This is a genomic window from Thalassospira mesophila (assembly GCF_002115755.1).
Taxonomy (GTDB): domain Bacteria; phylum Pseudomonadota; class Alphaproteobacteria; order Rhodospirillales; family Thalassospiraceae; genus Thalassospira; species Thalassospira mesophila.
In genome coordinates this window covers 120,799-145,969 of record NZ_JFKA01000010.1, presented here as the reverse complement: position 1 = coordinate 145,969, position 25,171 = coordinate 120,799, and the positions used below count along the sequence as shown (strand labels likewise).

39 protein-coding genes are annotated in these 25,171 nt (G+C 54.8%); 36 read left to right on the top strand and 3 right to left on the bottom strand.

The window, feature by feature from the left end; translation table 11 throughout:
- Window positions 1-143 precede the first annotated feature (143 nt).
- From rpsJ to TMES_RS17835, 33 genes are all read left to right on the top strand, one after another.
- Window positions 144-452 carry a 30S ribosomal protein S10 gene (gene rpsJ / locus TMES_RS17995; protein ID WP_007091508.1) on the top strand — a complete coding sequence of 103 codons (309 nt, stop codon included), beginning with the start codon at window positions 144-146 and terminating at the stop codon, window positions 450-452.
- Between the two features lie 16 nt (window positions 453-468).
- Window positions 469-1,182, top strand: a complete 714-nt coding sequence (rplC, locus tag TMES_RS17990) for a 50S ribosomal protein L3 (protein ID WP_085585100.1) — start codon at window positions 469-471, stop codon at window positions 1,180-1,182.
- Between the two features lie 5 nt (window positions 1,183-1,187).
- Complete coding sequence (gene rplD, locus TMES_RS17985) at window positions 1,188-1,808, top strand: 50S ribosomal protein L4 (protein WP_085585098.1); 621 nt, start codon at window positions 1,188-1,190, stop codon at window positions 1,806-1,808.
- Window positions 1,805-2,107 carry a 50S ribosomal protein L23 gene (locus tag TMES_RS17980; protein WP_085585096.1) on the top strand — a complete coding sequence of 101 codons (303 nt, stop codon included), beginning with the start codon at window positions 1,805-1,807 and terminating at the stop codon, window positions 2,105-2,107. Before rplD ends, TMES_RS17980 begins: the two co-directional genes overlap by 4 nt.
- Window positions 2,108-2,111: 4 nt before the next feature.
- Entirely contained in the window at window positions 2,112-2,939 is an 828-nt protein-coding gene (rplB, locus tag TMES_RS17975) for a 50S ribosomal protein L2 (RefSeq protein WP_085585094.1), read from the top strand.
- A 16-nt stretch (window positions 2,940-2,955) separates the two neighbouring features.
- Entirely contained in the window at window positions 2,956-3,234 is a 279-nt protein-coding gene (gene rpsS / locus TMES_RS17970) for a 30S ribosomal protein S19 (RefSeq protein ID WP_008892178.1), read from the top strand.
- Window positions 3,235-3,236: 2 nt separating this feature from the next.
- A complete protein-coding gene (gene rplV, locus TMES_RS17965) occupies window positions 3,237-3,617 on the top strand; it encodes a 50S ribosomal protein L22 (protein ID WP_085585092.1) in 381 nt (126 codons plus the stop codon).
- Window positions 3,617-4,303, top strand: coding sequence for a 30S ribosomal protein S3 (rpsC, locus tag TMES_RS17960; protein ID WP_085585090.1), 687 nt, complete (start codon window positions 3,617-3,619; stop codon window positions 4,301-4,303). The genes rplV and rpsC overlap by 1 nt, the downstream gene beginning before the upstream one ends.
- A 12-nt stretch (window positions 4,304-4,315) precedes the next feature.
- Window positions 4,316-4,735 (top strand): 50S ribosomal protein L16, encoded by a 420-nt coding sequence (gene rplP / locus TMES_RS17955; protein WP_073953856.1) that lies wholly within the window; start codon window positions 4,316-4,318, stop codon window positions 4,733-4,735.
- A gap of 6 nt (window positions 4,736-4,741) precedes the next feature.
- Window positions 4,742-4,942 carry a 50S ribosomal protein L29 gene (gene rpmC / locus TMES_RS17950; RefSeq protein WP_085585088.1) on the top strand — a complete coding sequence of 67 codons (201 nt, stop codon included), beginning with the start codon at window positions 4,742-4,744 and terminating at the stop codon, window positions 4,940-4,942.
- Between the two features lie 26 nt (window positions 4,943-4,968).
- Window positions 4,969-5,202: a 30S ribosomal protein S17 gene (rpsQ, locus tag TMES_RS17945; RefSeq protein WP_007091498.1), complete on the top strand. Its 234-nt coding sequence runs from the start codon at window positions 4,969-4,971 to the stop codon at window positions 5,200-5,202.
- Between the two features lie 34 nt (window positions 5,203-5,236).
- Window positions 5,237-5,605 carry a 50S ribosomal protein L14 gene (rplN, locus tag TMES_RS17940; protein ID WP_085585086.1) on the top strand — a complete coding sequence of 123 codons (369 nt, stop codon included), beginning with the start codon at window positions 5,237-5,239 and terminating at the stop codon, window positions 5,603-5,605.
- The gene (gene rplX / locus TMES_RS17935) at window positions 5,605-5,922 is read left to right on the top strand and encodes a 50S ribosomal protein L24 (protein ID WP_085585084.1); all 318 of its coding nucleotides are present in this window, start codon (window positions 5,605-5,607) and stop codon (window positions 5,920-5,922) included. Before rplN ends, rplX begins: the two co-directional genes overlap by 1 nt.
- Window positions 5,923-5,933: 11 nt before the next feature.
- Complete coding sequence (rplE, locus tag TMES_RS17930; protein WP_085585082.1) at window positions 5,934-6,473, top strand: 50S ribosomal protein L5; 540 nt, start codon at window positions 5,934-5,936, stop codon at window positions 6,471-6,473.
- Between the two features lie 13 nt (window positions 6,474-6,486).
- Window positions 6,487-6,792, top strand: coding sequence for a 30S ribosomal protein S14 (gene rpsN / locus TMES_RS17925; RefSeq protein ID WP_085585080.1), 306 nt, complete (start codon window positions 6,487-6,489; stop codon window positions 6,790-6,792).
- Between the two features lie 12 nt (window positions 6,793-6,804).
- Window positions 6,805-7,203, top strand: coding sequence for a 30S ribosomal protein S8 (gene rpsH / locus TMES_RS17920; protein ID WP_085585078.1), 399 nt, complete (start codon window positions 6,805-6,807; stop codon window positions 7,201-7,203).
- 14 nt (window positions 7,204-7,217) lie between these two features.
- Entirely contained in the window at window positions 7,218-7,751 is a 534-nt protein-coding gene (gene rplF / locus TMES_RS17915) for a 50S ribosomal protein L6 (RefSeq protein WP_085585076.1), read from the top strand.
- Window positions 7,752-7,762: 11 nt separating this feature from the next.
- The gene (rplR, locus tag TMES_RS17910; RefSeq protein WP_085585074.1) at window positions 7,763-8,110 is read left to right on the top strand and encodes a 50S ribosomal protein L18; all 348 of its coding nucleotides are present in this window, start codon (window positions 7,763-7,765) and stop codon (window positions 8,108-8,110) included.
- Between the two features lie 11 nt (window positions 8,111-8,121).
- The gene (gene rpsE, locus TMES_RS17905) at window positions 8,122-8,706 is read left to right on the top strand and encodes a 30S ribosomal protein S5 (protein WP_085585072.1); all 585 of its coding nucleotides are present in this window, start codon (window positions 8,122-8,124) and stop codon (window positions 8,704-8,706) included.
- A gap of 6 nt (window positions 8,707-8,712) precedes the next feature.
- A complete protein-coding gene (gene rpmD / locus TMES_RS17900) occupies window positions 8,713-8,907 on the top strand; it encodes a 50S ribosomal protein L30 (protein ID WP_085585070.1) in 195 nt (64 codons plus the stop codon).
- Window positions 8,908-8,935: 28 nt separating this feature from the next.
- The gene (gene rplO, locus TMES_RS17895) at window positions 8,936-9,424 is read left to right on the top strand and encodes a 50S ribosomal protein L15 (RefSeq protein WP_085585068.1); all 489 of its coding nucleotides are present in this window, start codon (window positions 8,936-8,938) and stop codon (window positions 9,422-9,424) included.
- An 81-nt stretch (window positions 9,425-9,505) separates the two neighbouring features.
- Complete coding sequence (gene secY, locus TMES_RS17890; protein ID WP_085585066.1) at window positions 9,506-10,852, top strand: preprotein translocase subunit SecY; 1,347 nt, start codon at window positions 9,506-9,508, stop codon at window positions 10,850-10,852.
- Window positions 10,853-10,884: 32 nt separating this feature from the next.
- Window positions 10,885-11,529, top strand: coding sequence for an adenylate kinase (locus TMES_RS17885; RefSeq protein WP_085585064.1), 645 nt, complete (start codon window positions 10,885-10,887; stop codon window positions 11,527-11,529).
- Window positions 11,530-11,649: 120 nt separating this feature from the next.
- Entirely contained in the window at window positions 11,650-12,018 is a 369-nt protein-coding gene (rpsM, locus tag TMES_RS17880) for a 30S ribosomal protein S13 (RefSeq protein ID WP_085585062.1), read from the top strand.
- Window positions 12,019-12,033: 15 nt separating this feature from the next.
- Window positions 12,034-12,426 (top strand): 30S ribosomal protein S11, encoded by a 393-nt coding sequence (gene rpsK / locus TMES_RS17875; protein ID WP_085585060.1) that lies wholly within the window; start codon window positions 12,034-12,036, stop codon window positions 12,424-12,426.
- Between the two features lie 118 nt (window positions 12,427-12,544).
- Window positions 12,545-13,561: a DNA-directed RNA polymerase subunit alpha gene (locus tag TMES_RS17870; RefSeq protein ID WP_085585058.1), complete on the top strand. Its 1,017-nt coding sequence runs from the start codon at window positions 12,545-12,547 to the stop codon at window positions 13,559-13,561.
- Between the two features lie 173 nt (window positions 13,562-13,734).
- Window positions 13,735-14,163 carry a 50S ribosomal protein L17 gene (rplQ, locus tag TMES_RS17865; protein WP_085585056.1) on the top strand — a complete coding sequence of 143 codons (429 nt, stop codon included), beginning with the start codon at window positions 13,735-13,737 and terminating at the stop codon, window positions 14,161-14,163.
- Between the two features lie 418 nt (window positions 14,164-14,581).
- Window positions 14,582-16,003, top strand: a complete 1,422-nt coding sequence (locus TMES_RS17860; protein WP_245835503.1) for a DegQ family serine endoprotease — start codon at window positions 14,582-14,584, stop codon at window positions 16,001-16,003.
- 91 nt (window positions 16,004-16,094) lie between these two features.
- Window positions 16,095-17,405, top strand: coding sequence for a replication-associated recombination protein A (locus TMES_RS17855; RefSeq protein WP_085585052.1), 1,311 nt, complete (start codon window positions 16,095-16,097; stop codon window positions 17,403-17,405).
- 102 nt (window positions 17,406-17,507) lie between these two features.
- Window positions 17,508-18,113 (top strand): FMN-dependent NADH-azoreductase, encoded by a 606-nt coding sequence (locus TMES_RS17850; protein ID WP_085585050.1) that lies wholly within the window; start codon window positions 17,508-17,510, stop codon window positions 18,111-18,113.
- Between the two features lie 191 nt (window positions 18,114-18,304).
- Entirely contained in the window at window positions 18,305-18,826 is a 522-nt protein-coding gene (locus tag TMES_RS17845) for a DUF1499 domain-containing protein (RefSeq protein ID WP_143589716.1), read from the top strand.
- 270 nt (window positions 18,827-19,096) lie between these two features.
- Complete coding sequence (crcB, locus tag TMES_RS17840; RefSeq protein ID WP_085585046.1) at window positions 19,097-19,489, top strand: fluoride efflux transporter CrcB; 393 nt, start codon at window positions 19,097-19,099, stop codon at window positions 19,487-19,489.
- Window positions 19,486-20,556 (top strand): RluA family pseudouridine synthase, encoded by a 1,071-nt coding sequence (locus tag TMES_RS17835; RefSeq protein ID WP_085585045.1) that lies wholly within the window; start codon window positions 19,486-19,488, stop codon window positions 20,554-20,556. Before crcB ends, TMES_RS17835 begins: the two co-directional genes overlap by 4 nt.
- Window positions 20,557-20,641: 85 nt before the next feature.
- Here the strand turns inward: TMES_RS17835 and TMES_RS17830 are convergent, their stop codons facing one another.
- On the bottom strand, window positions 20,642-20,899 hold the full coding sequence (locus tag TMES_RS17830) for a hypothetical protein (RefSeq protein WP_085585043.1): 258 nt from the start codon (window positions 20,897-20,899) through the stop codon (window positions 20,642-20,644).
- 280 nt (window positions 20,900-21,179) lie between these two features.
- On the opposite strand from TMES_RS17830, the gene TMES_RS17825 reads away from it, so the two are divergent.
- Complete coding sequence (locus TMES_RS17825) at window positions 21,180-21,878, top strand: HAD-IA family hydrolase (RefSeq protein ID WP_085585041.1); 699 nt, start codon at window positions 21,180-21,182, stop codon at window positions 21,876-21,878.
- Between the two features lie 9 nt (window positions 21,879-21,887).
- The gene (locus tag TMES_RS17820; protein ID WP_169718851.1) at window positions 21,888-22,385 is read left to right on the top strand and encodes an SRPBCC family protein; all 498 of its coding nucleotides are present in this window, start codon (window positions 21,888-21,890) and stop codon (window positions 22,383-22,385) included.
- Window positions 22,386-22,477: 92 nt separating this feature from the next.
- Here the strand turns inward: TMES_RS17820 and TMES_RS17815 are convergent, their stop codons facing one another.
- Window positions 22,478-23,092, bottom strand: a complete 615-nt coding sequence (locus tag TMES_RS17815; RefSeq protein ID WP_085585039.1) for an HAD family hydrolase — start codon at window positions 23,090-23,092, stop codon at window positions 22,478-22,480.
- 387 nt (window positions 23,093-23,479) lie between these two features.
- Here TMES_RS17815 and TMES_RS17805 point away from each other — a divergent pair, with 387 nt between their 5' ends.
- Window positions 23,480-24,304: a dienelactone hydrolase family protein gene (locus TMES_RS17805; protein ID WP_085585035.1), complete on the top strand. Its 825-nt coding sequence runs from the start codon at window positions 23,480-23,482 to the stop codon at window positions 24,302-24,304.
- Window positions 24,305-24,382: 78 nt separating this feature from the next.
- On the opposite strand, the gene TMES_RS17800 is transcribed toward TMES_RS17805, so the two are convergent.
- The gene (locus TMES_RS17800) at window positions 24,383-25,153 is read right to left on the bottom strand and encodes an ABC transporter permease (protein WP_085585033.1); all 771 of its coding nucleotides are present in this window, start codon (window positions 25,151-25,153) and stop codon (window positions 24,383-24,385) included.
- Between the last annotated feature and the right edge of the window lie 18 nt (window positions 25,154-25,171).

Sequence of the window (25,171 nt, the reverse complement as noted above, 5' to 3'; positions counted from 1 at the left end):
GCGTCGTTGCAAAGATCATTGAATAATTTCCTTGATCTTTGTGTCGCGGGCGGCTACATAAGCCGCCCGCGATACTTTTTGCGGCAATCGTCAACTCCAGTTGAGGGGCCGGTGTCCTTTTGAGGGCTCCGGTACATAATTACATGGATAGTCAGAACATTCGCATTCGCCTTAAGGCGTTTGACCATCGCGTGCTGGACCAGTCCACGCGCGAGATCGTCAATACGGCGAAGCGCACTGGCGCAGAGGTCCGCGGCCCGATTCCGCTGCCGACCCGCATAGAAAAATACACTGTTCTGCGGTCTCCGCATATTGACAAAAAGTCACGTGAACAGTTCGAAATCCGTACGCACAAGCGTCTTCTCGACATCGTCGACCCGACTCCGCAAACTGTTGATGCTTTGATGAAGCTCGACCTTGCTGCCGGTGTCGATGTCGAGATCAAGCTTTAATCGGGAGTAAGCCGCAATGCGTAGTGGACTTATTACCCAGAAAGTCGGCATGACCCGCGTCTTCACAGACGAGGGTGTGCATATTCCTGTGACCGTTCTGAAGGTTGATAGCCTTCAGGTCGTTGCGAATCGTACCAACGACGTCGACGGTTACGTTGCCGTACAGCTGGGTTACGGTAAGGCAAAAGTTAAAAACGTATCGAAGCCGATGCGTGGCCACTTTGCCAAAGCAAAAGTCGAACCGAAAGCCAAACTTGTCGAATTCCGCGTTAGCGAAGACGGCCTGATTGAAGTTGGCGCTGAACTTTCAGCAGCTCACTTCGTTGAAGGCCAGTATGTCGACGTTACCGGGACCTCGATCGGTAAAGGTTTTGCCGGTGCGATGAAGCGTCACAATTTTGCTGGTTTGCGTGCCTCGCACGGTGTGTCTGTATCGCACCGTTCGCACGGTTCCACCGGCCAGTGCCAGGATCCTGGTCGCGTCTTCAAAGGTAAGAAGATGGCCGGCCATATGGGTGCTGCCCGTGTTACTGTCCAGAGCTTGAAAATCGTCGCTACCGACGAAGATAAAGGTCTGGTTCTGGTGCACGGTGCTGTTCCGGGTCATCAGGGTGCGTATGTCCTTGTCAAGGATGCGGTGAAGCGTGCTGCGCCTGAAGGTCTGCCGTTCCCGGCCGCGCTTAAGGGTGCTGCCCCGGTTGCTGAAGCAGCCGCCGAGGATAAGGAATAAGCATCATGAAGCTCGACGTATTGAATCTGGACGCTTCCAGCGCCGGCAATATTGATCTCGCAGAAGAGATCTTTGGTCTGGAAGTTCGTCGTGACATCCTTCACCGCATGGTCACCTGGCAGTTGGCAAAGCGCCGCGCCGGGACCCATAAGGTCAAGGAAAAAAGCGAAATTTCCGCAACCACGAAAAAGTTCGTGCGGCAGAAGGGCAGTGGCGGCGCACGTCACGGTTCTCGCAAAGCTGTACAGTTCCGTGGTGGTGGCGTTGCGCATGGTCCGCGTGTTCGTGACCATTCGCATGATCTGACCAAGAAATTCCGTAAACTCGCGCTGAAGACGGCTCTGTCGGCTAAAGCAAAGGACGGCAAGCTTATCGTTCTTGATAATGCGGATTTCTCGGACTCGAAGACCAAGGCTCTGGCCGTTGTTTTTTCAAAACTCGGCTGGAAATCGGCATTGATCATCGACGGTGCATCGGTCAACGAAGGTTTTGCTCGCGCAGCGCGCAACATCCCGCAGATTGATGTTCTGCCGCAGGTTGGTGCCAACGTCTATGACATCCTGCGCCGTGACACCCTGGTGCTGACCAAGGGTGCGGTCGAAGCGTTGGAGGCACGTCTCAAATGACGATAATCAGCAAAGAGCGGATGTACGAAATCATCCGCGCCCCGCATATTACTGAAAAGTCGACGTTGATTTCTGAACACAACGCTGTTGCGTTCAAAGTCGCTATCGACGCCACCAAGCCGGAGATTAAGGCTGCTGTGGAAGGTCTGTTCGGGGTGAAGGTCAAGGCGGTTAACACCTCAGTGGTGAAAGGCAAAACCAAACGTTTTCGTGGTATTGCCGGCCGTCGGAGTGATTTCAAGAAAGCGATGGTTACCCTCGTCGAGGGTGAATCTATCGATGTGACGACGGGAATCTAAGACAATGGCTTTGAAGAAATTTAAACCAACATCTCCTGGTCGCCGTCAGCTCGTTCTTGTCGATCGCTCCGATCTCCACAAGGGCAAGCCGATCAAAGCGCTGACCGAAGGTCTGCGCAAGAAAGGTGGCCGTAACAACTCTGGTCGGATCACTGCCCGTCGTATCGGTGGTGGTCACAAGCGTCGTTACCGTATCATCGACTTCAAGCGTAACAAGTTTGATGTTGTCGGCACGGTTGAACGTTTGGAATATGATCCGAATCGCACGGCATTCATTGCCCTGATTCGTTATTCCGACGACGAGTTGGCCTACATCCTCGCACCGCAGCGTCTCGCAGTTGGCGACAAAGTTGTCGCTTCCGACCGCGTAGACATTAAGCCGGGTAACGCCGCACCGCTGAAGAATATTCCGGTCGGTACCATCGTCCATAACGTCGAGCTGAAAGCCGCTAAAGGTGGTCAGGTCGCACGGTCGGCAGGCGCCTATGTGCAGCTTGTCGGTAAGGACCAGGGTTACGCCCAGCTTAAGCTGTCCTCCGGTGAGGTGCGTTTGGTTCGTGGTGAATGCATGGCAACGATTGGTGCCGTGTCCAACCAGGACCAGCAAAATACGAATCTTGGTAAGGCTGGCCGTCATCGCTGGCTTGGTAAGCGTCCTTCGGTTCGTGGTGTTGCCATGAACCCGATTGATCACCCGCATGGTGGTGGTGAAGGTCGTACGTCGGGTGGTCGTCACCCGGTTACGCCTTGGGGCAAGCCGACCAAGGGTAAACGCACCCGCTCGAACAAAAAGACTGACGCGCTCATTATGCGCCGTCGTCATAAGAGCTAACGGAGGAGGCTAGACAATGGCGCGTTCCGTTTGGAAGGGTCCGTTTGTAGATGGATACCTTCTTAAGAAAGCCGATACAGTCCGTGCCTCTGGCCGGAATGAGGTAATTAAGACCTGGTCGCGGCGCTCGACGATTTTGCCGCAATTCGTAGGCCTCACTTTTGGGGTTTACAATGGCCAGAAGTTCCTTCCGGTACTCGTGACCGAAGACATGATTGGTCACAAGTTCGGTGAGTTCTCGCCGACCCGGACCTATTATGGTCATGCGGCCGACAAAAAGGCGAAGAGGAAGTAACGATGGGCAAGAAAGCTGACATCCGTCGGCTGGCGGATAACGAGGCTGCGGCTTCGCTCCGGGCAGTACGCATTTCCCCGCGTAAGCTCAACCTCGTCGCCGAGTCGATTCGTGGGAAGAAGGCAGAAACTGCTTTGGCAGAGCTGACCTTCTCCAACAAGCGTATTTCGAATGACGTCAAGAAGTTGTTGGAGTCGGCAATTGCTAATGCCGAAAACAACCATCAGCTTGACGTTGACCGTCTGTACGTAAAAGAGGCGTCTGTTGGTAAAGCTTTTGTGATGAAACGCTGGCGTGCCCGTGCACGTGGTCGCGTTGGCAAGATCATTAAGCCGTTCTCCAACATCCGCATCGTTGTGTGCGAACGTGAGGGGGCCGAATAATGGGTCAGAAAGTTAATCCGATCGGCCTGCGCGTTGGCATCAATCGTACCTGGGATTCCCGCTGGTACGCCAACAAGGTCGATTTTGCCGGTCTTCTTCACGAAGATCTGGCAATTCGTAAATTCATCATGGAGCGTCTGAAACAAGCAGGCGTTTCCAAGGTGATTATCGAGCGTCCTGCCAAAAAAGCCCGGATTTCGATCCACAGCGCCCGTCCGGGTGTTGTGATCGGCAAAAAAGGCCAGGACATCGAAAAGCTCAAGAATGATCTGCAGAAACTGGCGAATGCCGAAGTGCAGGTTAACATCATCGAAATCCGCAAGCCGGAAGTCGATGCCAAGCTGGTCGCTGACAACATTGCCCAGCAGCTTGAGCGCCGCGTTTCCTTCCGTCGCGCCATGAAGCGGTCGGTTCAGAATGCCATGCGCCTCGGCGTTGGTGGTATTCGGATCAACGCTGCAGGGCGTCTCGGTGGGGCTGAAATTGCTCGTACCGAATGGTATCGTGAAGGTCGGGTTCCGCTGCACACGCTGCGTGCGGATATCGATTATGGCACTGCAGAAGCACACACCACCTATGGTGTTTGCGGTCTGAAGGTCTGGATCTTCAAGGGCGAAATCATGGCTCATGATCCGTTGGCTTCCGAGCGCCGTGCGCTCGAGTCGGCTGGCTCTGGCCGTAAGTAAGGAGATAGAAAGATGCTTTCTCCGAAACGCACAAAGTTCCGTAAAGCCCATAAGGGACGCCTTAAAGGCGAAGCAAAAGGTGGAACGGATCTTAATTTCGGCGCTTATGGCTTGAAAGCCTTGGAACCGGAGCGTATAACGGCGCGTCAGATCGAAGCGGCCCGCCGCGCGATCACCCGTCACATCCGCCGTCAAGGTCGGGTGTGGATCCGGGTGTTCCCGGATTTGCCGGTTTCGCAAAAGCCTGCCGAGGTTCGTCAGGGTAAAGGTAAGGGTTCTGTCGAATATTGGGCAGCCCGCGTCAAACCCGGTCGGATTATGTTTGAACTCGACGGTGTTCCGCTGGATCTTGCACGCCGGGCTTTCGAGCTCGCTTCGGCTAAGCTGCCGATCAAGACCAAGTTTGTCACGCGTCTTGGTGAAGGGGAGTAATTAGTGATGAAAGTTGCTGACCTCCGCGCTAAAAGCGCCGATGAACTGAAAGAAATGCTGCTCGATCTACGGAAGGAATCGTTTAACATGCGGTTCCAACAGGCGACCGGGCAGTTCGAAAATACTGCGCGGGTCCGTCAGGTCCGTCGTGATATTGCCCGCATCAAAACCCTTCTCGGAAACGAGAAGGGTGCCCGCGCGGCCTAACAGGACACGCATAGGAGTTAAGACACATGCCGAGGCGTGTATTGCAGGGGACAGTCGTTTCGACCAAAAACGACAAGACTGTGGTGGTCCGTGTGGAACGCCAAGTCATGCACCCACTGTATAAAAAGTACGTGCGCAAGTCGAAGAAATTCCACGCGCATGATGAAGAGAACCGCTTCAAGACGGGTGACGTCGTTCGTATTCGCGAATGCCGGCCGATCTCGAAATTGAAGTCTTGGGAAGTAGTGGTCGAGGAGTGAATCCTCAGCCCAATTATAGTCAAGGGGTAAACCCATGATCCAGATGCAGTCCAATCTGGACGTCGCCGACAATAGCGGCGCTCGCCGTGTCCAGTGCATCAAGGTACTGGGCGGCTCGAAGCGTAAAACCGCCAATGTTGGTGATGTTATCGTGGTTTCCGTCAAGGAAGCCATCCCGCGTGGTCGTGTTAAGAAGGGTGCAGTACACAAAGCTGTCATCGTTCGGACCGCAAAGGAAATTCGCCGCTCTGACGGGTCTGCGATCCGTTTCGACCGCAACGCAGCCGTGTTGATTAACAACAACGGTGAGCCGATCGGTACACGTATTTTCGGCCCGGTAACCCGTGAACTTCGTTCGCGTGGTTACATGAAGATCATTTCGCTCGCTCCGGAGGTGCTGTAATGGCTGCCAAAATTAAAAAGGGTGATCGCGTTATTGTTCTGACGGGTAAAGACAAGGGTAAAACCGGCGAGGTAATCGCCGCTTTCCCTACCGAAAACAAGGTTCTTGTACAGGGCGTTAACCTGGTGAAGCGTCACCAGCGTGCGTCCGGTGCTGAAACCGGTGGTATCGTGGAGAAGGAAGCGAAAATCAACGTTTCCAACATCGCGATTGTTGATCCGAAAGAAAACAAGCCGACCCGCGTCGGTTTCAAGACCCTCGATGATGGTCGCAAGGTTCGCGTTGCGAAGCTCAGCGGCGAAGTCATCGACAACTGAGGGACGGAAAAATGACGCGCCTGCGCGAACATTACAAGTCAGTGGTGCGTGATGCACTCCAGAAAGAATTCTCTTACGAGAATGTTATGGAGATTCCGCGCCTTGAAAAAATCGTGATCAACATGGGTGTCGGCGACGCCACCCAGGATCGCAAAAAGCTGGAAGGTGCCGCTGCGGATCTCGCGGCCATCACCGGTCAGAAACCTGTTTTCACCAAAGCGAAAAAGTCCGTTGCGGCTTTCAAGCTTCGTGAAGGCATGAACATCGGTTGTAAAGTGACTTTGCGTCGCGACCGTATGTTCGAATTTTTGGATCGTCTGGTGACGATCGCGCTTCCGCGCGTTCGTGACTTTCGCGGTCTGAACAAGAAATCCTTCGATGGTCGTGGCAATTTTGCCATGGGTCTCAAGGAACAGTTTGTTTTTCCCGAGGTCGAATACGACAAAGCCGATTCGGCACGCGGGATGGACATCATCATTTGTACCACGGCTAAGTCCGACGGTGAAGCTCTGGCCCTTCTCAAGGGTTTTGATCTTCCGTTCGGAAACTAACGGAGGTTGGCCCATGGCCAAGAAAAGTGCCGTCCAGCGCGAGCTTAAACGCGAGCGTCTGGCAAAACAGTATGCCAACAAGCGTGCTGCTCTAAAGTCGATCATCGACAACCGCGAGACTTCGTTTGAGGATCGTGTTGTAGCTGTGATGAAACTTGCCCAGCTGCCCCGCAACTCGGCCCCGAGTCGCCAACGTCTTCGTTGTGCGATTTCCGGTCGCCCGCGTGGGGTCTATCGTAAATTCCGCCTGTCCCGTATCGCCCTGCGTGAGCTTGCCTCACGCGGTCAGATCCCGGGCATGGTGAAGTCCAGCTGGTAAGGAGGACATCACATGTCTATGACTGATCCCGTAGGCGATATGCTCACGCGTATCCGTAACGGTCAGCGCGTTGGTAAACCCAACGTTGTCTCGCCGGCTTCCAAACTGCGTCTCGGCGTGCTGGATGTTCTCCAGCGCGAAGGGTTTATTCGCGGTTATTCTGTCAGTGAAATTCGCAAGGGCGTCAGCGAGATTGCTATTGAACTCAAATATTTTGAAGGCAATGGTGTAATCAAGCAGATCGACCGCGTCTCGACCCCGGGTCGTCGTGTATATTCGAAGATCAAAGATCTTCCGAAGGTATATAACGGTCTCGGTATCGCAGTTCTTTCTACTCCGAAGGGTGTACTTTCGGATCAGGAAGCTCGCGAGCAAAATGTCGGCGGCGAAATCCTCTGCAAGGTATTCTAAGGAGAGGGCCAACGATGTCGCGAGTAGGAAAAAATCCGGTGGCTGTGCCAAACGGCGTAACCATCAACCTGACCGAAGCAGTATTCAGTGCAAAAGGCAAGCTCGGTGAGCTCAGCCTGAACCTGACCTCGGATGTAGCCGTTACCCAGGAAGATAATCAGATCTGGGTTAAACCAAAGAATGATAGCAAGCGCGCTCGCGCGCTGTGGGGTACCACCCGTGCCAACATCGCCAACCTGGTTGCCGGTGTCTCGGAAGGTTTCACCCGCAAGCTTGAAATCACCGGTGTTGGTTACCGTGCCCAGGTCCAGGGGAACAAACTGGTTCTGCAGCTTGGTTTTTCGCATGACGTAGAAATGGACATTCCGTCCGGTATTTCTGTCGTTGCCGAAAAGCCGACCCTTATCGCCATTTCTGGCGCAGATAAACAGCTCGTTGGTCAGTTTGCGGCAAATGCCCGCGGCTGGCGCGGTCCGGAGCCTTACAAAGGCAAGGGTGTCCGTTACGAGGGCGAGTATATCTTGCGCAAAGAAGGCAAGAAGAAGTAAGGACTGGCACGATGAACAACGCGAGAAACCTTTTCGAACGTCGCAAGCGCCGCGTTCGTTTTGCGATCCGCCAGAAAGCGGCCGGTCGCCCGCGCCTCAGCGTTCACCGTTCGAACGCGCATATCTATGCGCAGATCATCGACGATTTGGCAGGCACCACTATTGCCTCCGCTTCGTCGCGTGAGAACGGTGATAAAGGCGGAAACGCCGATGCAGCTGTGTTGGTTGGCAAGGCGATTGCCGAACGTGCTGTTGCCGCTGGTGTCAAAACGGTCGTTTTCGATCGTGGCGGGTATTTGTTCCATGGCCGGGTGAAAGCTCTGGCCGATGCCGCCCGTGAGGGCGGTCTGGACTTCTAAGGAGCACGACCATGGCACGTAACCAAAATCAACAGCAAGCGCCGAAAAACCGCGAAGAGACTGAACTCGTTGACAAGCTGGTTGGTATCAACCGCGTCGCGAAGGTGGTCAAAGGCGGTCGTCGTTTTGCATTCTCCGCAATGGTTGTCGTTGGTGACCAGCGCGGTCGCGTCGGGTACGGCACGGGTAAAGCCCGTGAAGTGCCAGAGGCGATCCGCAAGGCCACCGAAGCAGCCAAGCGTAACATGATCCGCGTTCCCTTGCGGGAAGGTCGGACTCTGCACCATGACATTAAAGGTCATTTTGGTGCAGGTCGGGTTCTTCTCCGTTCGGCTCCGGCCGGTACCGGTATTATTGCCGGTGGTGCAATGCGCGCGGTTTTTGAAACCATGGGTGTTCAGGATGTGGTTGCTAAATGCACCGGGTCCAACAACCCCCACAACGTCATCCGTGCAACCCTCGACGCTCTGGTCAATGGCGCTTCACCGCGTCAGGTGGCTGCAAAGCGCGGTCTGAAGGTTGGCGATATCGTTGCCCGTCGCGATAGCGGTTCTGCAGCAGCTACGGCTGCCGCGGCTGCGCTCGAAAAGGAGTAATTCGATATGGCTGCTAACAAAAAAGCGACCGTTCGCGTTACCCAGACCGGGTCGCCGATTGGACGTCCGGCAGACCAGCGTGCTACGCTGGTCGGTCTTGGTCTCAACAAGATGCACCGGACTCGTGAGCTGGAAGATACTCCGGCTATTCGCGGAATGATCGCCAAGGTCAAACACCTCGTCCGTGTGGACGAGGCCTGATTGGCCCAGATCGAAAAGGTGTTGATTGATGAAACTCAACGAACTTGCTGATAACCCGGGCGCCCGTAAAACGCGCACCCGTGTTGGTCGCGGCATTGGTTCGGGCAAAGGCAAAACTTCTGGCGCAGGTCAGAAGGGTCAGAAGTCCCGTTCCGGCGTAGCGATTTACGGTTTCGAAGGCGGGCAGATGCCGATTTATCGCCGCCTTCCGAAACGTGGCTTTAAAAACCCGTTCCGCAAGGAATATGGTGTGGTTAACCTTGGTACCCTTCAGACCGCCGTTGATAACGGTGCGCTTGAAGAAGGTGCAACTGTTACCATCGCCATTCTGGTGGAAAAAGGCCTGGCCCGTCCGCAGAAAGACGGCCTGCGTCTGCTCGCCAAGGGCGAACTTAAGGCGAAACTCGCGATCGAAATCACCGGTGCTTCCAAGTCAGCTATTGAAGCTGTCGAGAAAGCTGGTGGATCGGTTAAGGTTCTGGCTCCGGCAGTTGCCGCAGACGAAACCGCAGAGTAAGCCTCTGTAACGACGTGAGGGTCCGGTTCCATCATGCATGGGCCCGGACCCTCCGATTTTAGTGTATTGGGAGATGAGTGCATGGCATCGGCCGCCGAGCAGCTTGCCGCGAACCTGAACTGGTCGTCCTTTTCCAAGGCGACTGAGCTTAAAAAGCGTATCTGGTTCACTTTGGGGGCGCTTATTGTTTACCGTCTGGGGACGTATATTCCTGTTCCTGGCGTGGATCCGTCCATTCTTGCTGATATTTTCCGGCAGAATGCGGGTGGTGTCCTTGGCATGTTTGACATGTTCGCAGGTGGCGCTTTAAGCCGCATGACGATCTTTGCTTTGAACATCATGCCCTACATCTCGGCTTCTATTATCATTCAGTTGATGACGACCGTTTCTCCCGCTCTTGAGCAATATAAAAAAGAGGGCGAGCAGGGTCGTAAAAAAATTAATCAATATACCCGTTATCTGACTTTGCTGATTGCTACCATTCAGGCCTGGGGCATTGCTGTTGGTCTTGAAAGCATGTCAGGGTCCGGCGGGGCTGCCGTCCACGATCCGGGGATGTTCTTCCGCCTCATTGCTGTTGTTACGCTGGTTGGCGGTACAATGTTTTTGATGTGGCTGGGCGAACAGGTGACCCAGCGTGGTATCGGCAACGGTATTTCCCTGATCATTTTCACCGGTATTGTTGCCAATTTGCCGCGTGCCATCGCCGGGACGCTGGAACTGGGGCGGACCGGGGCGATTTCGGCCTTTGTGATTGTCGGCATCATCGTTATGGCTGTCGGTGTTATCGCCTTTATCGTCTTTATGGAACGTGCGCAGCGCCGGGTTCTGATCCAGTATCCGAAACGCCAGGTTGGCATGAAGGTGATGGAGGGGCAAAGCTCGCATTTGCCGCTTAAAATCAACACTGCCGGTGTGATCCCGCCGATCTTTGCCAGTTCATTGTTGCTGATGCCGTTGTCGGTCGCACAATTTACTGCCGGTGCTGATGCGCCTGCGTGGTTGACGAGTGTGACAGCCCTTCTGGGCCGCGGCCAGCCGCTTTATCTTGCGCTTTATATCGCGCTGATCGTGTTTTTCTCGTTTTTCTATACGGCTGTAGTGTTCAATCCCGACGATACAGCTGACAATCTCAAGAAGCATGGCGGCTTTATTCCCGGTATCCGTCCGGGCAAAAATACCGCAGCTCACCTTGATTTTATTCTGACCCGCCTGACGGTTTTGGGTGCCGCGTATCTGGCTTTTGTATGTATCCTGCCAGAGTTGTTAATCGCGGAATGGTCGGTGCCATTCTACTTTGGTGGTACTAGCTTACTGATCGTTGTCACGGTAACCATGGATACTGTTGCACAGATTCAGTCGCACATGCTGGCACATCAGTATGAAGGCCTGATCAAGAAATCAAAACTGCGTGGACGCCGCCGCTAAGAAAGGCGCTGCGCGACTATCAGGGGGTAACGATGAACATTATCCTACTCGGCCCGCCAGGTGCCGGCAAAGGGACCCAGGCAAAACGCCTTGAAACGGGTCGCGGGATGATTCAGCTTTCTACCGGTGACATGCTGCGTGCAGCCGTTGCCGCCGGTACCGAGCTGGGCAAGCAGGCCAAAGAAGTGATGGATTCGGGTAATCTCGTATCCGATGATCTGATGATTGGCCTGATTTCGGAACGTCTCGACCAGGATGACACCAAAGGTGGTTTCATTCTGGACGGGTTTCCACGCACCACAGCCCAGGCAGAAGCCCTGGATGTGATGCTGGAGCAAAAAGGCCTTGAACTGGACTATGTGATTGAATTGCGTGTTGATGATGCCGCGCTTGTGCGCCGTGTTGTTGGCCGTTATACCTGCGCCAAATGCGGTCAGGGCTATCATGACGAGTTCCAGAAACCCAAGGTCGAAGGTGTCTGCGATGTATGTGGCAGCACCGAATTTAAGCGTCGTGCAGACGACAACGCCGAAACGGTTACGTCCCGACTGGAAGCCTATCACAGGCAAACAGCCCCCATCATTCCATACTACGAAAATGATGGTAAGCTGAAAACAGTTGACGGCATGGCCGAAATCGACGAAGTTACGCGCGAGATTGAAGCCATCCTGGGGTAATTTCCCGGGCTGGTCGTTTTTTGCTTTGCGGGTTGGCGTTTGCTGGCCCGCTTGGCGTCTGCGATTGGCCCTATTGGATCTGCCGCAGGGTTTGTTAACAGGAAACAGGAGTCTCACACAGTGGCTCGTATTGCTGGCGTAAATATCCCGACTGCCAAACGCGTCGTGATTGCGCTTACCTACATCACCGGTATTGGTCCGGCGAAAGCTAAAGAAATCTGCTCGAAAGCTGGTATCGAATCGCAACAGCGTGTTCACCAGCTGAGCGACGACCAGGTTCTGCGTGTTCGCGAAGTAATCGATGCCGATTACGTTGTCGAAGGCGACCTGCGTCGTGAAACCGCAATGAACATCAAGCGTCTGATGGACCTGGGCTGCTATCGCGGTCTGCGTCATCGTCGCGGTCTGCCGGTGCATGGTCAGCGTACCCACACCAATGCCCGCACCCGTAAGGGCCCGGCTAAGCCGATTGCTGGCAAGAAGAAGTAAGGTAGGGGAACGATTATGGCAAAAGCACCACAGACTCGTGTGCGTCGCCGCGAACGTAAGAATATTACGAACGGCATCGCCCACGTCAACGCAACCTTTAATAACACCATGGTTACCATCACCGACGTTCAGGGCAATACCATTGCCTGGTCGACTGCTGGTGGCATGGGTTTCCGTGGTTCGCGTAAATCAACGCCTTATGCAGCCCAGATGGCTGCTGAAGACGCTGGTAAAAAAGCCGCTGAACACGGCATGAAGACTCTCGAAGTCGAAGTCAAAGGCCCGGGTTCGGGACGTGAATCGGCTCTGCGTGCGCTTCAGGCTGTCGGCTTTAACATCACGTCGATCAAAGACGTGACGCCGATTCCGCACAATGGTTGCCGTCCGCGCAAGCGTCGTCGCGTCTAATCGCGCCGATCTGCGGACGACCCGCGTATAGGCCCGGGAAACCGGGCCTGTTCGCGTTTCTCGTTGGGGTGCGTTGCACCTCACATTACCCTAGGCTCCAGTTGCGAAGGTGGGTCTCGTGATTCAGAAGAACTGGCAGGAACTGATTAAGCCGACGAAGCTTGATGTTACCCCGGGTACAGACGCCAGCCGCGTCGGTACGATCGTGGCTGAACCGCTGGAGCGCGGTTTTGGTCAGACCCTGGGCAACGCGCTGCGTCGCATTCTGCTGTCATCCCTCCAGGGGGCAGCAGTTACTGCAATTCAGATCGATGGCGTCTTGCACGAATTCTCGTCTATTCCGGGAGTCCGGGAAGACGTTACCGACATCATCCTGAATATTAAAACCCTGGGCGTGCGCATGCATGCCGAAGGTCCGAAAAAGATGACCCTGAAGGCGACCGGCCCTGGTGCCGTTACCGCAGGTCAGATTGAAACCGGTGCGGATATCGAAATCCTCAATCCGGGTCTTGAGCTGTGCCACCTTGATGATGGCGCGACGCTCAATATCGAATTCACGGTTGAAAACGGCAAGGGCTATGTTGCTGCGACTGCGCACCGCTCTGCTGATGCACCGATTGGCCTGATTCCGATCGATGCCATTTTCAGCCCGATCCGCAAGGTTGCCTACAAGGTCGAAAACACCCGTGTTGGCCAGGATACCGATTTCGACAAATTGTCGATCACTGTTGAAACCAACGGTTCGGTTACCCCGGAAGACTCGGTCGCCCTTGCTGCACGCATTCTGCAGGACCAGTTGTCGCTGTTCGTTAACTTCGAAGAACCCGAAGCGGTTGTCGAAGAGAAGAAAGAAGACGAACTGCCGTTCAACAAAAACCTGCTGCGTAAGGTTGATGAACTTGAATTGTCTGTTCGTTCGGCAAACTGCCTGAAGAACGACAACATCATTTATATCGGCGATCTGGTTCAGAAGTCCGAAGCAGAAATGCTCCGTACCCCGAACTTCGGTCGTAAATCGCTGAACGAAATCAAGGATGTTCTGGCTCAGATGGGCCTGCATCTCGGGATGGAAGTCGGCGGTTGGCCGCCTGAGAATATCGAAGATCTGGCACGCAAGTTCGAAGACCCGTTCTAAAACGGGCCTTCGGCCTGCGGGTCGATATGGAACGCGTTCTGCGGTCCAGCACAGGATGCAAATCCTGATCGGGCAGAATTGCCCACACCGTACGTGCATGACCTGTTTTCAGGGTGGCGTTACGGTTTCACAATCGGTTTCGCGCGCGAAGCCAAGCCAGAAGGAGAGTACCCATGCGTCACGGTATGCACGGCCGTAAGCTTAATCGGACGAAGTCCCATCGTAAGGCAATGTTTGCCAACATGGCTGTTTCGTTGATCACTCACGAACAGATCAAGACGACTCTTCCGAAGGCCAAAGATCTTCGCCCGTATGTCGAAAAACTGATTACGCTGGGCAAGCGGGGCGACCTGCATGCACGTCGTCAGGTCCTTTCGACCCTGCGTGACGAAACGGCTGTTTCCAAGTTGTTCAGCGTTATTGCTGAACGCTACAAAGACCGTAGTGGTGGTTACACCCGCGTTCTTAAAGCCGGCTTTCGTTACGGCGATGCGGCTCCGGTTGCACTGATCGAACTCGTCGATCGTGACCCGGAAGCAAAAGGCGCGGAAGACCGCGCTCGCCTCGAAGCAGAGAGCGAAGCTGAAGGTTCGGACGAATAAGTCCGGTTACCTTGGCCTAAGATACAGACGGGCGGTGCTTTTGGGCACCGTCCGTTTTTTTATGGCTGTTTTTTCGATTGGTGCGTGTATCCCGCATTCTGGCGTCACGGACGGGGCGGATGGCGGGTAAAAGAGCGCTGTGATGCGCCGGATCTGCTGTTTGCTGTGGTCGGTGGTTGCGGGCGGCGGGTTTTGGGCCTAAATCTTTTGGGTCCCATGGTTTTTAACCCGTGTAAACCGGTCCCGGTTTTCGTCTGTTGCCCCGGTCTTTACTGCTTTGGGGCAGGGCGGAAGGTCACCCGTTTAAAAATAAACTGCCCGACCGCACGGGCAGGCACCGCATTTCGGTGACGCGGGTTGTTGAAAACCACCCATCTCAAGCATGGAAGAGAGAAACGTGCAGGCAAAAAAGATCGGAATGTTCGCGTTGGTACTGTCAATGGGGATGGCAGTGCTGGCAGGGGGATGGCATCACCAGGCGGCCGCGTCCGAGCGGCGATTGCCAACCAGTGATGCCGAAATAAAGATGTCGTTTTCGCCGCTGGTCAAACAAACGGCACCAAGCGTGGTAAATATCTTTACCAAAAAGGTCGTCACATCACGGCCCGCCAATCCTTTTATGAACGACCCGTTTTTCAGCCAGTTTTTTGGCAACCGGTTTGGCGGGGCGTTTGGGGCGCCGCGCCAGCGCATTGAGCGGTCGCTGGGGTCGGGCGTGATTGTATCGCCCGACGGCACCATCGTTACCAACCGCCATGTTATTGACGGGGCCAGCGAAATTCGCGTGGTGTTGCATGACCGGCGCGAATTTGATGCCAAACTCGTGGGGGCGGATGAACGCACAGACCTTGCCGTTCTTAAGCTTGTTGACGTGCAAGATGCCCTGCCAACTTTGAAACTTGGCGATTCCGATGATGTCGAAGTTGGTGATCTGGTTCTCGCGATTGGCAACCCGTTTGGGGTGGGCCAAACCGTGACCAGTGGTATTGTGTCCGCGCTGGCCCGTGCCGGTGTCACCGGGCAGGATTATCAGTCTTTCATTCAAACCGATGCGGCGATTAACCCGGGCAATTCCGGCGGGGCGCTGATTGATATGAACGGCGATCTGGTTGGGGTGAATTCCGCCATCTTTACCAAATCGGGCGGGTCAAACGGCATTGGTTTTGCCATTCCGGTGAATATGGTCAAGGTCGTGATGCGCGGCCTGATCAGTGGTGATTTGCGCCGTCCGTGGCTTGGTGCGTCGGGGCAAACTGTGACTGCCGATCTGGCACGCTCGCTTGACCTTGAACGTCCGGGCGGGGTGCTGATCAATGCGGTTTATCCGCAAAGCCCGGCAAATCGGGCGGGGCTTAAAGCCGGAGATGTGGTTGTTGCTGTAAATGGCCTGGAAGTGGACGACCCCAACAGCCTGCGTTTCCGTATTGCCACCCTGGAAGCAACTGGCAATGCCGTGTTGACGATTTTGCGCGATGGCAGCAAACAGGACGTTTCGGTGCCGCTGGAAGTGGCCCCCGAAACCCCCGCCCGTGATGAAACCGTTGTTGGCGGACGCAACCCGTTTGGCGGGGCCAAAGTTGCCAATCTCAACCCGGCACTGGCCGATGAACTGGGCGTTGATACCCTGATGAGCGGTGTTATTGTTCTGGAAGTGCCCGGCAACAGTCTGGCCCGGCAGGCCCGCCTGAAGCCGGGCGATCTGATTACGGAAGTCAACAAAACCCGTATTGACAGTGTCGATGTGCTTAAAAAGGCCCTGCGCACTGGCGAGAAGGGCCGTAACTGGTCAATCGCGGTTAAGCGGGATGGCAAAATCCTGACAGCGGATTATACGCTGTAGGATCATGATATGCGGTGCTCCGGGGCGTGCTTGTGCCGGGGCACCGGTTTGATATGTGCGCGATGAACGCACGAAAGGTTAAAAGACAGGCATGGTATCGTTGTTTGAAAGTCAGGTTGCCCGCCCGCTGGCAGACCGGTTGCGCCCGCGCAAACTGGTCGAGGTGGTGGGGCAGGACCATTTGTTTGGCGATGACGGCCCGTTAACCCGGATGACACAAACACGACGCGTGCCATCGGTGATATTATGGGGGCCGCCGGGCTGTGGCAAAACCACGCTGGCCCGCCTGATGGCCGATATTGCCGATATGGCGTTTGAGCCGTTATCGGCGATTTTTTCCGGTGTGGCTGATTTGCGCAAAGTGTTCGAGCGTGCGCGCGGCCGGCGCAGCACCGGGGCTAGCACCCTGTTATTTGTTGACGAAATTCACCGTTTTAACAAGGCCCAGCAAGACAGCTTTTTGCCCTATGTCGAAGATGGCACCATTACCCTGATCGGGGCGACCACCGAAAATCCGTCATTCGAGCTTAACGCCGCGTTGTTATCACGAAGTCAGGTTCTGGTGTTAAAGCGGCTTGATGACCCGGCACTGGAAGAATTGCTTAAACGCAGCGAAGCCGAAATGGGCTTTGATCTTCCCCTTACCGACGAAGCCCGGATTACCCTGCGTGCCATGGCCGATGGCGACGGGCGTTATTTGCTCAATATGGCCGAAGAACTGTTTATGTTACCTGCCAGCGACGACGGGCCGCTTGGCGTGGCGGAATTGTCGCGCGTGGTGCAAAAACGTGTGCCGATTTACGACAAAGGCGATGACAGCCATTATAACCTGATCAGTGCCTTGCATAAGTCCGTGCGCGGATCAGACCCGGATGCCGCCCTGTACTGGTTTAACCGCATGCTGGCGGGGGGCGAAGACCCCAAATATGTCGCCCGGCGCCTGTTGCGCATGGCGATTGAGGATATCGGCCTGGCCGACCCGCAAGCACAGCAGATATGCCTGGGGGCATGGCAAAGCTATGAACGGATGGGCAGCCCCGAAGGCGAGCTGGCCCTGGGGCAGGCGGTGATTTATCTGGCATTGGCCCCTAAATCCAATGCCGGTTACAACGCCTATAACCGTTCGGCCAAAATTGCCCGCGATACCGGGTCGTTAACGCCGCCGGCGCACATCCTTAATGCGCCAACCAAGCTGATGAAAGAAATTGGCTACGGCACGGGTTATGCCTATGACCATGATCAGGAAGATGGTTTTTCCGGGCAAAACTATTTCCCCGAAGGTATGCGTCGGCAACAGTTCTACGAGCCGGTAGAACGCGGGTTCGAGCGCGATTTGCGCAAGCGCGTCGACTATTTCGCCCGGCTGCGCCGCGAGCGGCAAAAACGCGGTTCCGAAGATTAGGATAAAAACGGAAACAAACATGTGCGTAGTCGATGGATAGTCTTCAATCTGGAAATTGGTATGGTGTTTTCATAACAACATATTGAGTCTGGAGACTTTTCCATGAGCACGATTTTGCATATCGATCCGTCCGTAAATGGCGAAAATTCCAAAAGCCGTCAGTTGGCCCTTAAACTGATTGATCGCATCAAGGCTGCTGATCCGTCGGCATCGGTAACCTCGCGTGCGCTGAATGCCAATGTTGCCCCGGCGCTGAGCGGCGACGTTGTTGGCGCATATTACACCCCGGCCGATAGCCGCAGCGATGCGCAGAAGGCCTTGCTGGCAAATTCCGATACGCTGGTTGGCGAATTGCAGGCCGCGGACACCGTGGTTATCGGCGTGCCGATGTATAACTTTGCTGTTCCGTCAACCCTGAAAGCCTGGAACGACATGGTTGCCCGCGTTGGGGTTACTTTTAACTACACCGAAAATGGCCCGGTTGGCGCCCTGACCGGCAAAAAAGCCTATCTGGTTGTCGCAACCGGCGGCGTTCCGGTTAACAGTGCCTACGACTTTGCCACCCCTTACATGAAACAGTTCCTGGCATTTTTGGGCATTTCCGATGTCACTGTGGTCGAAGCCTCGGGTTTTGCGGTTGATGCCGAAAAAGCAATGGCAACGGCGATTGCCAATGTCGAAGCAGCAGCGTTGCCTGTTGCGGCCTGATGTGCCACGTCATCACGTAATGTAACGCATTTCCCCGTTTTATTCCCCCCAGCGTTGCATTCGACATATAAGACCGGTGTGTTGCGCACCGGTCTTTTGTTTTTGTCGCTGAAAACGTTTAATATCCTTTGGTTCTAGCGGCCTATCTGGCAGAGTGTGCCGATGTATGGGGAAGAAACAAGGGGACGTGCGTGACGCGGTTCATGATGGTGATCATGTGGTTTATCGCAGTGGTCGGGCTGACATTTGCCGGTGTGCGTTTTAGCGGGCTGCTTGATTCAATGTTGCCGCCGGGCGAGCCTGAAATTGTTCGTTTTTCACCGGAAATGCCGCTTCCTGCCCAGCCCAATTTTTATCTGGTATGCGGCGGCAACCGGTGCCCGCCAGCCATTCGCAAAATTGACAGCCCGGTTTTTCAGGTCAGTGCCAGCCAGCTTTTCAGCCGGATCGAGGAAATTGCAGGCACGATGGGCGGCAAGGTAACCCTGCGCAATGCCGAAACCCTGCATTTGCGCATTGTCTTGCGCAGCCCGGTTTTTCGTTTCCCCGACTGGGTCGATTTGCAGGCCGTCCCGGTTGAAGATAACACCAGCCAGCTTTTGGCCTATAGCCGGTCTGTTTATGGTGCCGCCGATTTGGGCGCCAACAAAAGACGGCTAAAAAGGGTGTTATCGCGCCTTGGCGAGGTAACACAGGGCAAAGTCGCCAATTAGGCCGACAAAAAACCTGCTTTCGGGTAAAATAAAGCCCGCCTGGCCGGGTTTGCATATCATTGAATGATGATAAGATTGCCTGTCTGGCCATCCTCTGTTACATCCGGGGCAGTGCGCTTTAAACCCGTGGTGGCTTTTTCGTCAGATCAGGCCACATCACCGGGGCTGCGCTGTAAACGGTTTGACGTCATCTGGTCCGTGCGAAGGTGCTGGTCGCCCGTGCGGTTTTGGCATGTGACATTTGAACAATGAAGGACTAGCTTCCCGGCCATGCAATTTTCACCGATCATTTTTGCCTGTGTGGCCCTGGGTGGGGCGTTGGGGGCTATGTCGCGCTATGTGGTTTCGGGCTGGGTGAATACAGCCCTCGGGCATGGCTTTCCCTGGGGAACCTTCGCGGTCAATATTGTCGGCTCGTTTATTATGGGGCTGGTCATTGAACTGGGCGCACTTAAATTTTCGATAGGGCCTGAAATACGCGCAATTGTTATTACCGGGTTTTTGGGGGCGTTTACCACGTTTTCCACCTTTTCCCTGGATGTCGCGACGCTTTATGAGCGCGGCAATTTCGCGTTGGCGGCCCTTTATGTCACCGTATCGGTTTTTGTTGGCATTTCTGCCCTGTTCGGGGCAATGGCATTAGTACGAGGAGCCGTCCAATGAGCGGTGTTACCCTGCGTCGGGTCAAGGCGGACGAGGCGGAACTTCGCCTGGATCGCTGGTTCAAACGCAACTGCCCGGAATTTACATTCGGTCAGGTCCAGAAATTTTTGCGCGGCGGGCAAATCCGTGTCGACGGCAAACGGGCCAAGGCCAACCAAAGGGTTGAGCCAGGCCAGGAAATTCGTGTGCCGCCGGTGCCGGTTATGTCGGGCGGCGGTGAAACCGCGTGGCGCGAAGGTGGTTATGAACCGCGCGTCAAATCCGGTCCGGCCCAGGTCAATGCCAGCGAGGAAGACTTGCAGGCCCTGCGTGATTCTGTGCTGTTTTATGATGAAGTCGTTCTGGCAATTAATAAACCGGCTGGTCTGGCCGTGCAGGGGGGCACCAACACCGCCCTGCATATTGATGGCATGCTTGATGCGTTAAAGCTTGATAGCAAGGAACGGCCCAAGCTGGTCCATCGCCTGGATAAAGACACCAGTGGTGTGTTGTTGCTGGCACGCTCGGCATCGGCGGCCGCATCGCTGACCCGGGCGTTCAAGGATAAAACCACTCGCAAGCTGTATTGGGCGCTGGTTTCAGGCGCGCCGACTGAACGCGAAGGCATGATAGACGCCCCGCTGGCCAAACAGGGCGGCAAGGGCGGCGAAAAAATGGTGATCGACACCAAGGAAGGGAAGTCGGCGCAAACGATTTATCGCCAGCTGGCCCGTGCGGGGCGCAGAGCCGCCTGGCTGGCCCTGTCGCCGCTAACCGGGCGTACCCACCAGTTGCGCGCCCATTGCGAGGCGATTGGTTGCCCGATTTTGGGCGATGGAAAATATGGCGGCACCAAAGCGTTCAGCGATGGTTTGTCCACCCAGATGCATTTGCATGCCCGCGCAATCGATTTTCCGCACCCGGTAACGGGCTATCGCGTTATTATCGAGGCACCGGTACCACCGCATTTCAGCGAAAGCATGAAAGCGTTGAATTTCGATCCGAAAACGGCAACCAAGTTTTTGACACCCGAAATTCACCGGGAAAAAGAAAAGAAACCATTCCGTCGGGACGATTCCCGACGGTAATGGCCTTGTCCGGGCCGCAAACAACCAGACACCGGCCCGGTTGGCCCCGGATACGGTGTGTGTTCGCATCATCCATTATGGCGCGTTAAGGCCCAAAGCGGGTGATGAAAGCCTTGTGAATGCAGCGTAATTGCGTGGCATGGCCATCCATGCCACGTAAATCGCATTCTTTGGCACGTTGCAGCAGCATTTTGGCAATGCGCTGACGACCCCGTGCGCTGTGAACCAGATTGTCGCCTTCTTCAAGCGCACTGATGATCGGGATGTGTTCACATTCGGCAATAGCGCAGATTTCGTCTTCGTTAAGGTCGCTAAAGTCGAAGCAGTCTTTAAGTGTTAACATGGTTTCCTCCCCCTTTTTCGGGGCCATCCACCATTGTATAACTAAATTCTAATAAATAATAGCGCGCTTTATTTCCCTTTGGGTTGAATGACTTGGGCATTAAATGCGCAGGGCGTTTCTTTTGTCGGGAAGACTCGATCTTTTCCCCGCTATGCGCTAGACGGTAGGGGCACCGTGCGCTGCCGCCGCCGGGATGAGATTTATTCCCCCGTGGCCTGTTGGCAGTTGTCATGAATTGTCATGTTAAACCCATGATGGCGATACGATACAGGGCCTGTGAATGACGACAGATTTGCTTCGACTGGTGATTTTTGATTGCGACGGTACCCTTGTGGACAGTCAGCATGCCATTGCCCATTGCATGGACCACGCCTTTGCCGAACACGGGCTGGATTGCCCCGGCCTTGAGAAAACCCGCACCATCATTGGTCTGAGCCTGCCAGAAGCAATTGCCCAGCTGGCCCGCCCCGCGATGCTGGAAACCACCCTGATCGAGGCCGTCACCAACAGTTACAAATCAGCCTTTTTTACCCTGCGCCAAAGCCCGGATTTTTTCGAACCCCTGTTTCCCGGTGTGCTCGAGGTGATTAATACCCTTGATCAGCGCGGCTGGTTATCCGGGGTGGCGACCGGTAAGGCGCGGCGCGGGCTTGATGCGGTGCTAGACCGCAATAATTTGTCAAAGCGGTTTGTCACCTTGCAGACTTGCGACAACCACCCGTCAAAGCCACATCCTTCGATGCTGGAAGCGGCGATGATGGAAACCGGTGTTGATCCGCGCTGCTGCGCCATGATTGGCGATACCACCTTTGATATCGAAATGGGCCGGGCGGCGGGCATGCTGTCGATCGGTGTGGCATGGGGCTATCACGATCGCGAAAAGCTGCAATCGGCCGGGGCACATGCGGTCATTGACCATTTTGACCAGTTGCCCGCGATTTTGGATGATTTATGGAAACCGGCCGCCGAAACGGCCTGAGGCAAGAGCATGACTGACGAAAGTTTTACCACCGACGGCGCGGATATGGCACTGCTTGATCCGGTTACTGTGGAAATTACAGTACCGCGCGATCCCGAAGCCGCCTTTATCGCCTTTACCGAAAACTTTAATGAATGGTGGCCGCGTGCCAGCCACACCATTTCACGCGAAGAATGCACCGGCATTAAAATGCATCCCGGTCTGGGTGGTGAAATTATTGAAACCGCCCGTGGGCGCACACCGCTGACCTGGGGCAAGATCGAAATCTGGCTGCCGGGCGAACAGGTTGCCTTTACCTGGCATCCGGGCTGGGATGCGGGGGACTATACCCGCGTCAGTGTCAGCTTTGATCAAAATGCCTTTGGCCATTGCGTGATCAAACTGGTGCATTGGGAATGGGAAAATCTGGGTGAAATTGCCACGGCTGTGCGTGATGGCTACATCACCGGCTGGCAGCAGGTTTTTGGCGATGTTTTCGCAACCTATTTGCGGGATGCGAAAAAATAGTCCCCTTGTTTGTGGCGGGTTAACCAGGTCGGGCCGGTGGCGTAATGCCACCGGCCCGTTGGTGTTTTAAGGGGGGGGCAGCGCAGGCGGGCTTACAGAATGCCCCGATCCATCAAATCCTTGCGCAGCTTGGCCGGGTCGCGAAACCAGTGGGTGGCAAAGCCCATTTCGCGGGCTTGTTGAATGTTCTTTTCAACATCGTCAATAAATAACGTGGTTTTGGGATCAAACCCGAACCGGCTGGCAGCGAGATCAAAAATGCGCGGGTCCGGTTTTGCCAGTTTTTCCTGGCCCGATACCAAAATCCCCTCAAAATTTTGCAAAAAGGGAAATTTCGCCAAGGCATGTGGCCATGTCTGGTGAGACCAGTTGGTCAGGGCATAAAGCCGGACCTTGTTTTGGTGTTTCAGGTCTTCGAGTACCCGTTCGGTGCCGCCAATGGACCCGGCCAGCATTTCGGGCCAGCGGTCGCGCCAGGCGGCAATCTGGTCATGGTATTTCGGGTGGCGATGTTGCAGGTCGGGGATGGAATTTTCAAATTCCAGTGCGGCCTTGTCATGCAGGAAGTTCCAGTGCGGGTGGCATATTTCGGCCAGAAAATATTCCATCTCGCTGCTATCGGTGAAAATCTTGCGATAAAGGTGGCGCGGGTCCCAATTTACCAGCACACCGCCCAGATCAAACAATACCGTTTCAATTTCCTGCATTTGTTCCTGCCGTGATTTTAATTTTGCGACCTGCAGACTAGGCAAGTTCACCGATGATTTAAAGTTGCGATGTGATCACCGCCTGCCTTTTGCTGCGTTTTTACAACAACGTGGCATGGCAAGGCGGCGCAAAAGGTGAACCAGATCACGGTGGCCTCGCGCCCCCTCGGGGCCGATTTTCTTTGATAAATGGCGAAAAATCGGCGTTTTCATGCCGATGGCCCCAATAACCGGTTTTTCCATGACAGGACTGTGATTTGCCATTTTGCGGCGGTTGCGGAACCCTTTTTCCCGTAAACGGCTTTTGCCGGGAAAGCTTAACAATATCTGCGCGGTGCGGCATCGCCCCGGCAGGTATTGTTGGAAAACAACAAACAGGAGGCTTGGATGTGTACGCTTGATGGATGTGGGTCACATGATCATTTGGGGCCGCCGCCCAAGGCAACCGATCAGGAACGACGCCTGTTTTTAAAAGGGCTGGCCGTTTTGCCGCTTGCTGTTGTGCTGGCGGACCCGGTTTTGGCGCATGCGGCGGCATCAACCCTGAAAAAGGTCACCATTACTGCGCCAACTGGCGAAACCATGATGGCGGAGGTTATTTTACCGGCAAAGTTACCGGCATCTGCCGTTGTGATGATCCACGAATGGTGGGGCCTGAATGATCAGATCCGCGCCACGGCGGCGGAATATGCCCAGCAGGGTTATATCGCACTGGCGGTTGACCTGTATGGAAAACCCGCAGCAACCACGGCAAACGGGGCCAAGGAACTGATGGCGTCTGTTGACAGTGTTGCGGCAACGTCAAAGCTAAAGGCATCTGTGGCCTATTTAAAAGACCACAAGGACTGCACGGGTAAGGTGGGTGTGGTTGGCTGGTGTTTTGGTGGCGGCTGGTCGCTGAACACGGCACTGGCAACCGATGTTGATGCCTGTGTTATTTATTATGGCAATGTTGCCAAAACACCGCAGCAACTGGCATCGCTGAATGCGCCGGTGATGGGGCATTTTGGCACGCTGGATCAAAACATTAATAAATCGATGGTGGATGGCTTTGAAAAGTCGCTGAAAGCCGCCGGAAAAACCGAATATCAGATTTTCTGGTACGAAGCCAACCACGCTTTTGCCAACCCCACCGGTGGCCGATATGACGATGCCGATGCCACATTGGCCTGGCAACGCACCATGAACTTTTTTACTGAAAAACTTGGCTGATCAAGTCGCCGCATTCACAAAATGGCCGGGCGATTCCTCGTGGCCCGGCCATTTTTGTTTGGATCAACTGTCGAAAATTTACCCGTCCGGGTTAGCGCGGTTGGCCCATTTGGTGGACCGGCGTTCGATGATGTTGAAAAATTCATACATCACAATGCCCATTACCGCGATCACCAGCAAACCGGCAAACACCAGCGGCATGTTGAATTTGGATGATGCGGCCAGCATCAAATACCCGACGCCAACATTCGATGCCACGGTTTCAGAAATGACCGAGCCGACAAAGGCCAGCGTCACCGCGACCTTAAGCGATGCAAAGAAATAGGGCAGGGCACGGGGAAAGCCGACCTTGAATAAAATATCGGTGCGCGTTGCCCCAAGGGATCGCAAGACATCGCGTAATTCGGGTTCCAGTGTGGCAAGGCCGGTGGCAACATTGACCACAATCGGGAAAAACGAAATGATAAAGGCAGTAATGATGGCGGGCACGGTGCCAATGCCAAACCACATCACGAAAACCGGCACCAGTGCCACCTTGGGGACCGAATTAAAGCCGACCAGTAACGGGTTGGCGGCAATGTAAATCGCCTTGCTAGACCCCACAAGCGCGCCCAGAACCACGCCGAAAGCCACGGCAATTGCAAAGCCGAACAGGGTTGTGTAAAGCGTGTGGGTTGCGTGCATCCAGATCGCATCGCGATATTGCCATGCGGCTTCAAGGCTGGCCGACGGTGTGGGCAACACATAAACCGGAATATGAAAAAGCCGCACGATGCCTTCCCACAATAAAAACAGCACAGCCGCACTGATCCACGGGGATGCCTTGCTCAGGTTGGTTCTTTTGGTCATGACAAATTTCCTGACAAA